The organism is Rhizobium sp. 25PS6 (assembly GCF_032464655.1).
GTDB classification, from domain to species: Bacteria; Pseudomonadota; Alphaproteobacteria; order Rhizobiales; family Rhizobiaceae; genus Rhizobium; species Rhizobium laguerreae.
In genome coordinates this window covers 73,347-87,275 of sequence record NZ_JAWDIV010000021.1, presented here as the reverse complement: position 1 = coordinate 87,275, position 13,929 = coordinate 73,347, and the positions used below count along the sequence as shown (strand labels likewise).

13 protein-coding genes are annotated in these 13,929 nt (G+C 62.9%); 5 read left to right on the top strand and 8 right to left on the bottom strand.

All coding sequences use genetic code 11. From position 1 onward, the window contains the following. Window positions 1-70 precede the first annotated feature (70 nt). On the top strand, window positions 71-607 hold the full coding sequence (locus RWK44_RS26990; protein WP_316029638.1) for a GNAT family N-acetyltransferase: 537 nt from the start codon (window positions 71-73) through the stop codon (window positions 605-607). Window positions 608-778: 171 nt separating this feature from the next. Here the strand turns inward: RWK44_RS26990 and RWK44_RS26985 are convergent, their stop codons facing one another. After that, window positions 779-3,658, bottom strand: coding sequence for a helix-turn-helix transcriptional regulator (locus tag RWK44_RS26985; RefSeq protein ID WP_168287138.1), 2,880 nt, complete (start codon window positions 3,656-3,658; stop codon window positions 779-781). 318 nt (window positions 3,659-3,976) lie between these two features. On the opposite strand from RWK44_RS26985, the gene RWK44_RS26980 reads away from it, so the two are divergent. Beyond that, window positions 3,977-4,558 carry a glutathione S-transferase N-terminal domain-containing protein gene (locus RWK44_RS26980; protein ID WP_131642774.1) on the top strand — a complete coding sequence of 194 codons (582 nt, stop codon included), beginning with the start codon at window positions 3,977-3,979 and terminating at the stop codon, window positions 4,556-4,558. After that, window positions 4,555-5,409 (top strand): alpha/beta fold hydrolase, encoded by an 855-nt coding sequence (locus RWK44_RS26975; RefSeq protein ID WP_316029637.1) that lies wholly within the window; start codon window positions 4,555-4,557, stop codon window positions 5,407-5,409. Before RWK44_RS26980 ends, RWK44_RS26975 begins: the two co-directional genes overlap by 4 nt. A gap of 55 nt (window positions 5,410-5,464) precedes the next feature. Here RWK44_RS26975 and RWK44_RS26970 read toward each other — a convergent pair whose 3' ends face one another. From RWK44_RS26970 to RWK44_RS26960, 3 genes are all read right to left on the bottom strand, one after another. Further along, window positions 5,465-6,379 (bottom strand): phosphotriesterase family protein, encoded by a 915-nt coding sequence (locus RWK44_RS26970; RefSeq protein ID WP_131642776.1) that lies wholly within the window; start codon window positions 6,377-6,379, stop codon window positions 5,465-5,467. A 206-nt stretch (window positions 6,380-6,585) separates the two neighbouring features. After that, a complete protein-coding gene (locus RWK44_RS26965) occupies window positions 6,586-7,242 on the bottom strand; it encodes a Vgb family protein (protein WP_316029636.1) in 657 nt (218 codons plus the stop codon). 40 nt (window positions 7,243-7,282) lie between these two features. Beyond that, window positions 7,283-8,503 carry a helix-turn-helix domain-containing protein gene (locus RWK44_RS26960; RefSeq protein WP_316029635.1) on the bottom strand — a complete coding sequence of 407 codons (1,221 nt, stop codon included), beginning with the start codon at window positions 8,501-8,503 and terminating at the stop codon, window positions 7,283-7,285. Between the two features lie 119 nt (window positions 8,504-8,622). Between RWK44_RS26960 and RWK44_RS26955 the strand changes: the two genes are divergently transcribed. Continuing rightward, window positions 8,623-9,420, top strand: a complete 798-nt coding sequence (locus tag RWK44_RS26955; protein ID WP_316029634.1) for a DUF899 domain-containing protein — start codon at window positions 8,623-8,625, stop codon at window positions 9,418-9,420. Between the two features lie 5 nt (window positions 9,421-9,425). Next, window positions 9,426-9,773 carry a hypothetical protein gene (locus tag RWK44_RS26950; protein ID WP_316029633.1) on the top strand — a complete coding sequence of 116 codons (348 nt, stop codon included), beginning with the start codon at window positions 9,426-9,428 and terminating at the stop codon, window positions 9,771-9,773. Between the two features lie 296 nt (window positions 9,774-10,069). On the opposite strand, the gene RWK44_RS26945 is transcribed toward RWK44_RS26950, so the two are convergent. The 4 genes from RWK44_RS26945 to RWK44_RS26930 form a co-directional block, all read right to left on the bottom strand. After that, entirely contained in the window at window positions 10,070-10,711 is a 642-nt protein-coding gene (locus RWK44_RS26945) for a metallophosphoesterase family protein (RefSeq protein ID WP_131642779.1), read from the bottom strand. Window positions 10,712-11,152: 441 nt separating this feature from the next. After that, on the bottom strand, window positions 11,153-11,983 hold the full coding sequence (locus RWK44_RS26940) for an inositol monophosphatase family protein (protein WP_168287143.1): 831 nt from the start codon (window positions 11,981-11,983) through the stop codon (window positions 11,153-11,155). Continuing rightward, window positions 11,980-12,810, bottom strand: a complete 831-nt coding sequence (locus tag RWK44_RS26935) for a glycerophosphodiester phosphodiesterase family protein (protein WP_316029632.1) — start codon at window positions 12,808-12,810, stop codon at window positions 11,980-11,982. Before RWK44_RS26935 ends, RWK44_RS26940 begins: the two co-directional genes overlap by 4 nt. A gap of 10 nt (window positions 12,811-12,820) precedes the next feature. Next, entirely contained in the window at window positions 12,821-13,927 is a 1,107-nt protein-coding gene (locus RWK44_RS26930) for an ABC transporter ATP-binding protein (protein WP_131643034.1), read from the bottom strand. Window positions 13,928-13,929: the final 2 nt, after the last annotated feature.

The window sequence follows — 13,929 nt, the reverse complement described above, 5'->3', positions numbered from 1 at the left end:
ATTATGCGCTCCCGTATCGGTCTGCGGCAGGTCTCAGATAGGCATTCCGCAATCGTTGAAGGAGAAGCGCATGGATGCAGCAGCGTTGTCGGATACGCCGGGCATCAGGATCGAGCCGATCGCTGCCGTTCATATTGACAGCTTTCATCATGCGCTCGACATGGTCGCGCGGGAGAAAAAATACCTGTCCATGCTGGAAGCAACGCCCCTGCCGCAGACGCGTGAGTTCGTGATGGGCATGATTGCGAAAGGCAATCCGCAATTCGTTGCCACCGCTGAAGGCGAGGTCGTTGGTTGGTGCGACATCAGCCGGCACTTCTTCCCGTCGCACGCCCATCGCGGAAGGCTAGGAATGGGGATTCTTCCCGCCTATCGGGGCAAGGGTCTCGGACGACGGCTCATCGAGACGACATTGAGAGCCGCACAGAAAAGCGGTTTTGCCCGGGTCGAACTCGATGTTTATGAAGACAACGCCCGTGCTATCGCTCTCTACGAAAAGACGGGATTTGCCCACGAAGGTATCGTCCGGCGTGCGGCGTGCATCGATGGCCGGTTCATCGATGCGATCAGCATGGCACTTTTGTTCGATGAGCGCGGCTTCTCATAGATCCTGGTATCGCCGTCGATTTTTGGAAAGGCTCCAGCAAGCCGACAGAGCCGAAGCGGCCGTCGCCCTCGGCAGCCGACGGCTGAGGACGCAATTTTGCTTGATCACTCCGGTCCAGCCGAATCTCCTTGTCCAATCCGTATGCGCACTGTGCATCCAAACCATCAATCCCTATCCCAGATCGATGATCCTGAGCCGGTGTGCGACCGCCGCGGCGGCGCCCCGGCTGGGGACGGAAAGCTTGCTCAAAATGTTGGACACATGAACGCTCGCCGTTTTCGAGGAAATGAATAGGTTCTTCGCGATCTCCCGATTGCTCTGGCCAGCCGCGACTAGCCGGAGGACCTCGAATTCCCGATCTGTCAGGCCGAGGGGCGCCTTCGGCGCCCCCTCATCCTCTTCATCTCGTAAACTAATACGCGCTTTTGCAGCGATGGCTTCAATCTGGTTGCCCAAAAGGCAGGCGCCGATCGAATGAGCAAGCTTCGCGCCGCGCCTGAAATGGCGCGCCCCACTCGTCCGCTTGCCGGCGCTCACTGCGGCGGCACCTGCCTGCATAAGGGCGTACGCCTGCCGAAAGGGCTGGTTCAATCCAGCCCAGCTTTGGGCAACCGCAGCCCATCCATCGAGATCAGAAACCGTGGCGCGCGACATCTCAGCCAAAATCGCCAGCCTCTCGGTCTGCTCTACCATATTTCGGCATGGGACCTGAGCGGCAAGCTCGGCCAGTTCCAGAGCAACGTCTCTCTGGTTCGTATCGACGGCAACGCGGATGGCGGAAGCCAGGAGCGGCCAGGAGGCGCCCCCTCGCTTCTCCAGGTGAGCCAGAGCAGATCTCACCAAAAGCGCCGACTGATCCATGTCACCTGATAACGCTGAGCTTTCAATGTCAAATTTCAGAAGGCTGGCTGCCATACCGGTGGCAACTTGAGGCCCCGGGGGGAGAGCCCGCAACGATCTTGCCGCTGCAGCAATTCGATCCGCATCCCCTAATGCCAAGGCGATCTCGGCTTGGCATTCGAAGACGTGAACAAGCCCCAATGGCAGCGGATCCAGGGCCGCCATCCGTTCGCATGTCTCAGTGGCTGCGGAGACATGGCCCAAGACCAAGAAGGCGCGGCAAAGGGGCGAACCGACCAGTGCTCCTATATACCGTGCCTGCCCGAGTTCGACCGTCCGCGCAAAAATCGCCGGTCCGATCTCAATGATCTGACCATATTCTCCTGCGTCGAGCAGCGCCTGCAGCAGTGCTGCGCCCGCAAGAATCTCGACTCGGCCTATGGACACCTGCTCCGCCCGCATTGCGACGGTCCGATGGGCATCGATGCGAGACACGTTCGGCGTCATGTCCAGCGACGCCGCAATGATCAGGGCCTCGATACGGTATTCCTCATCGTCGAGCCTCTCCGCCAAATCCCTCAGTTCCTCGCCCAAGCACCTGGCGCGATCGAACTCTCCCCGTAAAATCAGCGCACGGGAAAACTGTCCGAGGGCATCAGCGCGCAACCTTGTGGGACGGACTGCATGATCGAGCGCGCGCTCAAGGTCTGCGATCTCGCCTGGAAGAAGCGCGTGCTGACGCATTACCGCGCGCTGCAGAAGAAGCGCCGCCAATTGTTCGCCGTCGCCGTCGGCATCCAGTTCGGCGAGCGCGCGTTCGACAAAGGCGAGCCCCTGCTCCGCCTCCGCTGCCCAGCAGGCGGCGTCAGCAGCGAGTTCCAACACCTTGCAATGGTCCACGCCGATCAATCCAGTCGCATCTTCGACCTCGGGCCACGCCGCTAACACGAGCTTCAGCATCTCCATCTGGTCTACATAGGCGAAAGTGGCAGCGGCTTCCGCCGCAGCATGCCAGGCCCATTTTAGGCAACGTTCTGCTTGGCCGGCGCCGTGCAGATGACGCGCGAGCGCTACGGAATGCCAAATCCGGTAGCTTGGAACCGGTCCGCGTTCGAGCACGTCGGCATAGAAGCGATGGATGGCCACCTTTTCGCCGGCGATCAGGTCGCCCCGCACAGCGTCCTGGATGAGTGCGTGGCGGAACGCATATCCATCACGATCGGCCGCGACGACCCCCGCCGAAATCGCGGGGCGCAACAACTCTGCGAGTTCGAGGTCATGTTTGTTCGCCACGTTGCGAAGTAGCGAATGGGTAATATGCGGTCCGCCGAGCGCCATCACTTTCAACAACTTGGCCGTGGATGCCGGCAGGTCTCTCACGCCTCTCAGCAGGTAATCGTTGAGCGAGCCTGGAACATCTGTGCGCAAGCTTCCGCTCGCATCGATAAGTGCCTCGGTAAACAGCGGGATTCCGCAGCCCCGCAAATACACGCTGTTAATTGTAGCAGGCGTTGGCGGCGATCCGAGCAGGCCCTGGAGCTGCATGGCGATCTCCGCGCGGGTGAGGCGAGGAAGTTTCAGCACTTCAGAACCCTCGGAAAGAGAGAGGTCCACGATGGTTGTCCGCAATGCGTTGGGGCCGTTCGCCTCCTCGGGTCGATAGGTGACGATCAGCATGAGCCGTATTTTCTTCAGCCGCGTCGAAAGAAAGCGAAGCAAATCGCAGGTTCCCTGATCGGCCCAGTGGATGTCCTCGATGACCAGGACGAGCGGCATCTCTCGCGCCAATTCCTCGAACAACATTCGAAGTGTCTCGAACAGCCGTGACCTTGCGATGCCCGCATCAAATCGCTCGGAGGTTTCGCCGAGTTCGGGAAGAAGCCACGCCAGTTCTCGGGCACCCTCGCCGCTGACAAGCGATCCGACTGCGGACTGGCCGCGCAGGCGAACCAATTCATGCAGAAGAGCTGTAATAGGCGCGTAAGGTAAGGCCGATTCCTGGTGCTCAATGCACCCACCTTTTAGGATCAGGGCCCGGCCTGAGAGTCGATCGGCGAACGCGTCGACCAGCCGGCTTTTTCCGCCACCTGCTTCTGCCCCGAGAAGAATGCAACATTGCCGACCGCCAGAGACATCTCGGAAAGCGGTTTCCATGGAATTGAGTTCTGCGGCTCTGCCCGAAAACCGCGCCCTTTTACGGAAAGTCGACACAAAATGCTCCGATACCTGAAATTCGAGATTGCAGAGATGAAGCCATAATCATCCCATGTGTACAACCGGCAGCAGGCTGCCCGATCCCGACGGTTAGTGCCGCCGACTAGATGCGCTCAGTCGGTTCGACTGGATTTTTCTGCCCCCGGACATGCATTTCAAAGCGGTCCTACTCAATATGCCCGATGCGGCACCCCCACCTTAGGCGCAGTATGCGGACATGAAGAGAACGTCTGAACGCGGGCGATCGGGTAACCGCCTGACGCTGCCCACCTCTTCTTGGACCAGGGCATATGAAACGAAGAAAGGAGCGGTTGGATGAAACTTTACTTTGCGCCCGGATTCACCAGCTTGGCGGACCACATCGCCATGCTGGAGGCTGGAATTCAATTCGACCTGGTCAAGGTCGACCTGGAGACGAAGCAGATTGAAGGGGGCGGCCGATACATGGACATCAATCCGACGGGCTATGTGCCCGCCCTTATGTTCGACGATGGAGAGGTGCTGACCGAAAATGTTGCCATCCTGGCTTGGATCGCCGAGCGCGCACCGGAGTTGGCACCGCAGGGTCATCTGGGCCGCGTCCGCCTACTCGAGATGCTGAGCTTTATCGCGACCGAGATTCACAAGCGTTTTCCCACCTACCTATCGCTTCCGGAGGAAGTCAGGGAGCCGACGGGTCAGCAAATAGTGCACTGGTTCGGCTTCGTCGCCGGCCGACTTGAGCGGGGCTATCTGTTCGGAGAGACCTTCACGGTCGCTGATGCCTATCTTTTCCAACTCGCGTGGGGCGCGGCTCAACTCGGATTCGCTCTGCCCGAGCCGTTAGGCGAATACATCGCACGGATCGAACAAAGGCCTGCGGTGCAAGCCGCGCTGCACCGCGAGGGCCTCGCATGAGTGGGCTGATGATCCGCACTGACGGGGTCGAGCTCGCAACGCAGAGCTTCGGCAATCCGAACCAGCCGCCGTTACTTCTGATCATGGGCGGAATGGCGTCGATGCTGTGGTGGCCGGAGGAATTCTGCCGTCGGCTCGCCGAACGGGGTCGCTTCGTGATCCGCTACGACCAGCGCGATTCCGGCCTTTCGACCAAATATCCGCCCGGTCGACCCGGCTACACCTTCGAGGACGCCGTCGATGACGTCTTCCGTGTACTCGACGGCTACGGAATCCCGAACGCTCATATCGTCGGATTTTCCCTCGGCGGCATGGTCGGGCAAGTGGCCGCACTAAAGAGCCCGGAACGCGTGCTTTCCCTAACGGCGATCAGTACCTCGCCGGTCGGTGTGGACACGTCCCATTTCCCTCCGAGCGGCGAGGCCTGGCTGGAACATACGGCCGTGGAAGCGGACTGGTCGGACCGGGCGGACGCGGTCGCGTACCTGGTCGAGGATGCGCGCCTGACCGCCGGAACGGCACGTCCATTCGACGAAGCCGGAACTCGAGCCTTCCTCGAACGGGACTTCGACCGCTCCGGAGGCTATCTGAGCGCCACCAACCACAGCGTCCTCTTTGAGATCGGCGAGACATGGCGGGGCCGGCTCGACGAGATGAACGTACCGCTTCTCGTCCTTCACGGCACCGCCGATCCGGTCTTTCCGCCGATGCACGGAGAGACGCTCGCGCGGACTGTGACAGATGCGAAGTTCGTGAAGATCGAAGGTGGCGGCCACGAACTTCATCCCGGAGATTGGGAAGAGATCATTTCCGCCATCGACGAACATGTCGAAAGATCGATGTGCGTCTAGTAACAGAGACAAGCCAATTGGGGATTGAGATATTGGGTCGTGCCCGGCCACTCCCCTATCGGGCGAAAGCCTCAAACGGATTCTCATGGGTCAGGCGCATCAGGGTCCCGTCATCGATGCCCCGCCGTTTCAACTCGGGCAGCAAGACCGTGGAAAGATGGGTGTAAGGCTTGGGTATCCCGCCCATCGGCAGCGCCGGATCGAACCAGCCCCGGTCATGGCTCAGCAACAGGCGGTCGCCGCAGCCCGCCTCCAGCGCCTTGATCACCAGCTCCGCCACCTCGTTGTCCCCGGCCCGGCCGACATGGTCATACTCGATCCAGGCGCCGCGCTCGGCGACGGCGACATTAACGGCGAAATCCTGTTCTTCCTGCGTGTGGATCGAGATGAACCTGTCGGCCCGGTAGCCCTCCGCCTCGATGACGTCTAGCTGATCCATGACGACCCGTCCTCTGATCGTATGACTGCCGATGACGGCGTCCGTCTGCGCCGCCGCGCGCGCGGCTGCGCGCAGGATTTTCGTCTCGAGCGCCGTCATGCCGTCATCGCCGGCGCTGAGCTTGATCCAGCCCGCCTGGAAGCCGGTCTCGCCGATCTGCTCGGTCAGCTCGGCAAGCATCCACGCCTCCAGTTCCTTCTCGGAAGCATGGCGAACCCATTCGGGAATCCAGGGCTCGCGGTAATTGCCGGTGGGAACGACGATCGGAAAATCCGTCGCGAGCGACACGGCAAGATCGATATCCGCGCGGCGCCCGACGCCGCCCGTCGAGCATTCGACCAATGCCGTCACACCGAGCTTCTTGATCCGTTCGATCTCAGGGGCCATCAGCCGAACGACGTCTTCGATCTCTGCTTCAGCATAACCGGGCTGGTCCGGCGTCCTGAGGTCGACGAAGACATGCTCGTGCGGCAGGATCATCCCAAGTTCGGATTTGCTCTTGGGCCCGAGCGTCGTGCGCAGATGTTTCAAAGTCTCTCCCCCGCGATCATACCGGCTTTGCCTACAGGCATCGACTGACACTGCCGCCAAAGTAGATCGTCACGTAACGAAATCAATCGCTCACTCGGTTGAAATTCCCGCAACCTGATCCTTGATGTCGACTTCCGACTTGCTGGCAGGCCGCCTGTCGCTGGGGAAGGATATGCTGCATTGGCCTCTTCAACGTCGCATCGCGGCTACTTCCCCTTCCCCTCCTTGCCCTGCGCCGGCCGGCGGATCGCGCGGACCTTGCCGCTGGCGCCGCCACCGCAGAAGAAGCAGTCGGCGCCGTCGGATTCGAGGCCGGAAACGCCGGTTCCCTCGGGCATCTCCAGCCGCTCCAGCACTTCGCCGGTTTCGGGGTCGATGCGCCTGACGTCGCTGTCATCGCCCTCCCAGGTACCGTGCCAGAGCTGGCCATCGACCCAGGTGACGCCTGTCACGACGCGGTTGGATTCGATGGTGCGGAGGATCTTGCCCGTCTCCGGGTCGATCTGATGGATCCGGCGGCCGCGATGCTGGCCGACCCAGAGCGAGCCTTCGGCCCAGGCAAGGCCGGAATCACCGCCATTGCCGGGCGCCGGGATGGTCGAAACGATACGTCCGGTCTTCGGGTCGATCTTGTGAATGACATCCTCGGCGATCTGATAGAGGAACTCGCCGTCGAAAGCCGTTCCGGCATGAGACGCAACCTCGATCGAGCGCACCACCTCGCCGCTTGCGGGATCGAGCGCGTTCAGCCTGTCGCCTGAGGCGAACCAGACGTGTTCACCATCGAAGGTGACACCGTTGACGCGCTCGGCGCCGGGAAAGGGTCCATATTCACGGATGATCGCTGCAGCCGATTTTTTCATCTCTTCCATCCTGTTTGCCATCCTCATCAGTCAGGTCATACTAATCACTCGGCAAAGGTCCCGGGAGTAACAAGATCGTCGGGAAACCGGGCAGTGGCGGGCTCATCCAGCGCCTTGCCCGCCCGCGCCCGAAGGATTGCACCTTGCTCTCCCCGGCAAGCGAATCCAGCGCCCGCTGCACGGTGCGCGGGCTGGCGCCGAGCGCGATCGCCAGCGCCGAGCTCGACCAGGCCTCGCCATCGGCGAGAAAGGCAAGCACCGCCCCATGCTGGCCTTCGACCAGCGGCGCCAGCACGACGGTCTCGCCGGCGCGCCGCGGCGAAAGCGCAAAGCCGCGTTTCGTTGCCGAGACTTCGGCGAGCGCCCGCAGCTCGGCCCGCAGCCGGCCGATCTCGACGCGCAGCCGGGCGCGATGCGATTCATCGGCATGTTTACCGCGGAAGGCGCGCGCGACGAGCGTGCCCCTGGCCATATCCCCTGGCGAGGCTTCGGCGAGCGCGCGGGCGAGCGCGAAGAGCACCGGCCGCGTTGCCAGCGACACGGAAAGCTGATCGTCTCGCACGATATGACGGCAGGCATCGACGACGAGCGCGCCCGAGCCTAGCAATTCTTCCACCTCCTCAAGCAGCAGCGGGCTTTCGCCCCAGCGCGAGATCAGCCGTGCCACCGGTGCGTTGAGTACGTCGGCGGCATTTTCTACCTCCGCCGTCAATACGGGCATACCGGCCTCGCGCGCCGCCTGCCTCGCCCTATCAAGCGCCGCACGCGCCGCTTTCGTCTGCAGGCGCCGGATCGCGATGCCCGCGACCACCAGCTCGTGGGCAGCCCTTGCCGCCGGCGGCAGCGGCGTCGGGTCGAGTGTTTCGAGCGCCCGCTCGGCCTCGTCGAGCCGGCCGATCAGCACCAGCCGGCGAAGCTCGACATTCCTGGCATGGGCGGCATTGACCCTGTCGCCGTGCGCTTCGAGCACCTTGCGCGCGCCCTCCAGCGCTTTGGGCGGCCAGGTGAGATCGCGCGAGACCAGCGCGATCTCGGCCTCGGCGACCACGCAGCGGGCGCGCGCCACCGCCTCCCGCGGACCGAAAGCACGCGCCGCACTCTTCAACAGCGCCTTGGCACGGACGAGATCGCCGAGCTGCGCCATCGCAATGCCGCGCAGCGCCAGCGCCGGCGCATCATCGCGCAGCGCCACACGCTTCAGCGCGCCGAGCGCATCTCCCACTGCCAGCGCCCGCGCCGCTGCCGTGATCAGCGAGTCCATTCAAATCCCGTCACACTTGTCACTCCCACCATTTCCCCACCCGGCCTTAGATTTGTCGTCGACCGGCAAGCAAGCCTGCGCCGGATGCTACGACGAGAGACAGGCAAAGGAGAAGACCCATGACGACAGAGCTGAACGCAACACGGCAGCAATGGCTGCCGGCTCGCCTCGATTTGCTCGAAGAGGAGAAGGCGCTGACCCGGCAGAGCGACGCGCTGGCGATCAAGCGCCAGCAATTGCCGCGCGTGAGGATCGACAAGCAATACCGCTTCGACACCGACGCCGGCAGCATCTCGCTGAAAGACCTCTTCGGCGGGCGCTCGCAGCTTCTCGTATATCACTTCATGTTCGGGCCGGATTATACCGCGGGATGCCCCTCCTGCTCCTCGATCGCTGACGGTTTCAACGGCTTCTTCGTTCACCTGGAGAACCACGACGTCGCCTTTTGGGCGGTCTCGCGGGCGCCGCTCGCAAAGCTCGAAGCGTTCAAGCAGCGGATGGACTGGAGCTTTCCCTGGGCCTCCTCCTTCGGCAGCGACTTCAACGGCGATTTCAGCGTCTGGTTCTCTGCCGAGCAGCAGCACCAGGGCGAGGTAGACTATAATTACCGCCGGGAACCGCCCGCTCCCGAACCGCTCCCAGGCAGGACTGTCCAGGAATGGCAGCCGCGCGACAGCGAGGCCCCGATCACCCAGATCGCTGCCATGACCGGCACCGATGTCCCCACCTATACCCGCGACCGGCCGGGCGTCAGCGCCTTCGAACTTATCGATGGCGCCGTCTACCACAGCTATTCCAGCTATGCGCGCGGGCTGGACGGGCTCTGGGGCATGTATCAATGGCTCGACCGCGCACCCAAGGGCCGCAACGAAACCGGCATCTGGTGGCGCCACCACGACCGGTACGGCAAGGAGTGACGCCGATGCTGCTTTCAGCCCACACTCCCGAGCGAGGCGACGGCAACGCCGCTCTCAACGCCGCCGAATGGCTCTCGCTGGCTGCCGCCGCAGACGGATCAGTTGCTAAACCGAGCGCTGGCATGGCGAGCCCAGGCGGCCGGATCGCCGGCCGCGTCGCTGATTGGCTGTCGCTCGCCGCTGCCCCGACATTCGCGATCATGGCGCTGCTGACAGCCACGACCGGCGCCGACATGATCTGCACGACGACGCCGGATTCCTTCCCGATCGGCGGAATGGTACCCATGTACCTGCTGATGAGCAGCTTCCACCTGGCGCCCTGGCTGCGGCTCGCCGCCGGCTGGCGGGCCTGAATGGGCGGTGATGGTCCCAAGCGCCGCCACATCTCTCCTCCGTCATTCCTGTGCCCGTCACAGGAATCCAGTGCGCCCAAGTCCTTGGGCGCGGGAGAACGACTTCCTTCTGAGAGTCATTCACGGCGCCGACGCGCCGTGGCTGGATTCCTGTGACAAGCACAGGAATGACGGAGATTGGGGTGGCGTCTCGCCAAACTTTCTGCTGACGAGTCATGGCGGGGCGATAGGCCTCCCCACTCCGCAATGCTCCACCCGCCATCTCCGGCTTTATACCCTTACCGACACGACCCAGTTCACGCCCTCACCTCGATAAAGTCGATCGGCCCGCCGGCAACATCGTCGTCGAAGACCGCACAGGAAAGCTTGCCGCCGAAGACGCAGCCGCTGTCGATGTTGGTGCGGTTTCCTGTCGTCATGGGATTGGACATCGATGGGGTATGGCCGTGGACGAGGTGCTTGCCCCAATATTCGCCTGGCTCACCGGCCACGAACCGCATCCATAGAAGATCGTCCTGGCTCTGCCGGTCCAACGGAAATGCCGGATCGACGCCGGCATGGACGAAGATGCGATGCCGATCGACATGCATGAGCGGACGATCGGTCGCCCATTGCAGATGCTGCGGCAAAACCCTGCCGCCATAGGATATTTCGGTCTCCAGCCCGCCGTTGCCAAGCCACACGGCTCTGCTCTGACCGTCGGCATAGGCAGCGACCATCATATCCTCATGATTGCCTTTCAGGCAGATCCATCTCCACGGCTCCGATGGACCGGCAATGATCCGGTCGAGGACACCTTTGCTGTCAGGCCCGCGATCGATGTAATCGCCAACGAAGACGACCGTCCCTTCAGACGCATAAGCCTCGATCCGATCGATCATCCTTTTCAGCGGATCGATACAGCCGTGGATATCACCTATGGCGAATGTGTAGCGCATGTTTCATTTTTAGCGCCTGTCGGGGGCCAGGTGAAGTCCGGATCGCCGCGGCGGATCTCAATACTGCCGACAGAAAATCCGGCTCATTTCCCTGCACTTACGGCAATTGCCTCGCCTTTGGCTTGAGTTCACATATTGATCGCCGCATCGGCCATCGAGGACCTCTCCTCCGTCATTCCTGTGCTCGTCACAGGAATCCAGTGCGCTCAAGTCCTTGAGCGCGGGAGAAGGGCTTCGTCATATGAGAGTCCCTCACGGCGTGGACACGCCGTGGCTGGATTCCTGTGACAAGCACAGGAATGACGGAGATTGGGATGGCGTTTCGCCTGAGATCGCGTCGGCACACTAGGAACAGCACGCCGAATGCTGGAAACTGCATGGCCGGAATGGCGCGTCGCAAGCCGCGGCGCGCCAGAGCGTCCTGCCGAACCACAACCGCTATCACCCCTCGACAAAACCCCGCCGGATCGCCTCCCAACTCTCCGCATCCGGCGCCAGTAGCAGCCGGCCCTTGGTCATCGCAGGACGATAGGCTTCGCCGCTGAGCAATGCCCCATAGCCGCCGGCTTCGTGATGGATCAGCACGCCGGCGGCGTGGTCCCAGGGTTTGAGCTCGGCGTTCAGCGAAAAGCTCATAGCGCCTGTTGCCACCGCCCGGTATTCATAGGCCGAGCAGCGCCACGTGGTGGTGCGGGCAAAGTGCAGCATGCTCTGAGCATAGACCGACTGCTCCTCGGCGGGAAACATATGCAGCGGCACGAAGCCGTGCATTTCCCCGATCGGCCCCGGTGGCGCGACGCTGAGCCGGGTCTGCGTGCCATCACGGGCAATATGCCACACCCCTCGCCCCGGCCGGGCGGCGAGGAAATCGCCGGTCACGGGATAGTGGATCAGCCCGGCCACCGTCTCGCCGGCAGAGACGATCGCCACGATCATGCCGAACAGCGGCAGGCCATGGGCGAAATTCCAGGTGCCGTCGACAGGATCGATGATAACGGCGAGATCGGCGTCGGCAAGCCGCGTCAGAATCGACAGATCGGCGGAGACCGCTTCCTCGCCGACCAGCAGCGCCTCGGGAAAGTGCGCCGACAGCGCTTCGGTGAGCCGCCGCTCGGCACCGATATCGGCATCGGTCACCAGATCGTCAGGCGCGGTCTTGGTGCGAATACCCTCGGCGGTGACGCCGAGGAAGCGGGGCAGGATTTCCGCCTCCGCCGCCCGGCGCATATCCTCCATCACGGCGAAGAATATGTCGTCCGACACGTCCCTCATGCGCGGCGCGCCTCGATATAGGCCTTAAGCGCGGCGGGCTGGTCGGTCTGGATGACGCTGATGCCGGCCGCCATCATCCGACCCCAGATCGCATCGGGATCTTCAAGGGCCGCACTATCGGTCAGGCCGCAGCAGGAGACCAGATCGAGTGTGTTGACCCAGAGGGAGATCCCGGCGTTGCGCAGACGTTCGTGCTGGCCGGCCAGCGTCTCAAGCTCATCGAACTTGGCTTCGCACATGAAGGGGCGCGCCGCGATGACTGCCTTGGCTGTCTCTTCGGCGCTCCCGACCCTGAAAAACGCCTGGCCCATGAACGGAATGCCGTCGATCCCGGGCTGCCTGGCGAGCCAGGCCAGCGCCTCCGGCGTATCGGCGCGAGCCTTGAGATCGACCTGGTCGGCCATGCCCATCTCTTTGACCTTAGCCGCGACGATATCAATCATCTCGAGGTCCTTGAGGTCGAGATCGACGAAGATGCGGCCACGTACGGTTTCGAGCACCTGTTCCAGCGTCGGAATGCTCTCGCGCGTGAACGGCTGGTCCGGCCCGCCATCGGCCATGCGCAGCCGCAGGCTGGTGATCTCGGCGATCGTCATCTCCTCGGGGATGCGATCGATGCCGGCCATGCGCTCGAGCGTGTCGTCATGCAGGATGAACAGCACGCCATCGGCGCTCTGGCGGATATCCACCTCGACGATGTCATAGCCGCCGGCAATCGCATTCTCGATTGCGGCAAGGCTGTTCTCCGGAGCCTGATGCCAGGCGCCGCGATGGGCGACGATGGCGCAGGAACGCGACGGATCGGCAATGTGGTCGATGTATTTCATGGGACTTCCTTTAGTTTGCGCTGAGGGCGCCGGGTATGGCCCTGCCGCTCGCTGCATCGAAGAGATGCAGGCGGGAAGCCGGGAGATTGAGAAGGAGTTGGCTGTGATCCGGTATCTCGACGCCGAAGGGCGTCGCGATCCTGACGACCGAGCCGCCCAGCTCGGCTGCCAGGATCGCGTGCGAGCCGAGATCCTCGCGAAACCGCAGAGCTGACGTGACCACATGTCCGTCGGCCCCGCCGTCAATCAGGACATCCTCTGGCCGGATGCCGAGCTGATAGGCGCCGGTAAGCCGGGCCTGCGCCACCACCTGCCCGTCGGCGAGCCTGAGTACCGTGCCGTCGCCGATGACAGGCAGGATGTTCATCGGCGGCGCGCCAATGAATTTGGCGACGAAGACCGAGGCCGGCTGGTGATAGATCGCTTTCGGCGTGTCGAACTGTTCGATCCGCCCCTTGTTGAGGATGAGGATGCGGTCCGCCAGCGTCATCGCCTCCACCTGATCGTGGGTGACGAAGACGGTGGTGGCGCCGATGCGCCGGTGCAGTTCGGCAAGCTCGACACGCATGTCGTGCCTGAGCTGAGCGTCGAGGTTGGAGAGCGGCTCGTCGAATAGAAGCACGCCGGGCTCGCGTACGATGGCGCGGCCGATCGCGACGCGCTGGCGTTGGCCGCCGGAAAGCTGCCCGGGCTTGCGGCCGAGGAAGTCCGACAGCCCGAGCATCTTCGCCACCGCGCCGACCCGCTCGATGCGCTCGGCCTTCGCCATGCCTGATACCTTGAGGCTGTAGGCGATGTTGTCGAAGACGCTCATATGCGGGTAGAGCGCATAGTTCTGAAACACCATGGCGCAGCCGCGATGTTTCGGCTCCAGATCCTGCACCTGCCGGCCGCCGATGACGATCGTGCCGCCGCTCACCCGCTCCAGCCCGGCGATCATCTGCAACAGCGTGGACTTGCCGCAGCCGGAGGGACCGAGCACGACGGTGAATTCGCCGGCTCGGAGTTCGACATCCATCGGCGGGATGACGACGGTCTCGGCGTCATAGGCCTTGGTGACGCCTGATAGCGTGATGTTGGCGGCAGCGGCGCGGATGGCCATGTCGATGGCGTTCATGC

Coding starts and splice junctions, on each gene's coding strand:
- RWK44_RS26990 (WP_316029638.1), top strand. CDS start 71: ATGGATGCAGCAGCGTTGTCGGATACGCCGGGCATCAGGATCGAGCCG.
- RWK44_RS26980 (WP_131642774.1), top strand. CDS start 3,977: ATGAAACTTTACTTTGCGCCCGGATTCACCAGCTTGGCGGACCACATC.
- RWK44_RS26975 (WP_316029637.1), top strand. CDS start 4,555: ATGAGTGGGCTGATGATCCGCACTGACGGGGTCGAGCTCGCAACGCAG.
- RWK44_RS26965 (WP_316029636.1), bottom strand. CDS start 7,242: ATGAAAAAATCGGCTGCAGCGATCATCCGTGAATATGGACCCTTTCCC.
- RWK44_RS26960 (WP_316029635.1), bottom strand. CDS start 8,503: ATGGACTCGCTGATCACGGCAGCGGCGCGGGCGCTGGCAGTGGGAGAT.
- RWK44_RS26955 (WP_316029634.1), top strand. CDS start 8,623: ATGACGACAGAGCTGAACGCAACACGGCAGCAATGGCTGCCGGCTCGC.
- RWK44_RS26950 (WP_316029633.1), top strand. CDS start 9,426: ATGCTGCTTTCAGCCCACACTCCCGAGCGAGGCGACGGCAACGCCGCT.
- RWK44_RS26945 (WP_131642779.1), bottom strand. CDS start 10,711: ATGCGCTACACATTCGCCATAGGTGATATCCACGGCTGTATCGATCCG.
- RWK44_RS26940 (WP_168287143.1), bottom strand. CDS start 11,983: ATGAGGGACGTGTCGGACGACATATTCTTCGCCGTGATGGAGGATATG.
- RWK44_RS26935 (WP_316029632.1), bottom strand. CDS start 12,810: ATGAAATACATCGACCACATTGCCGATCCGTCGCGTTCCTGCGCCATC.
- RWK44_RS26930 (WP_131643034.1), bottom strand. CDS start 13,927: ATGAACGCCATCGACATGGCCATCCGCGCCGCTGCCGCCAACATCACG.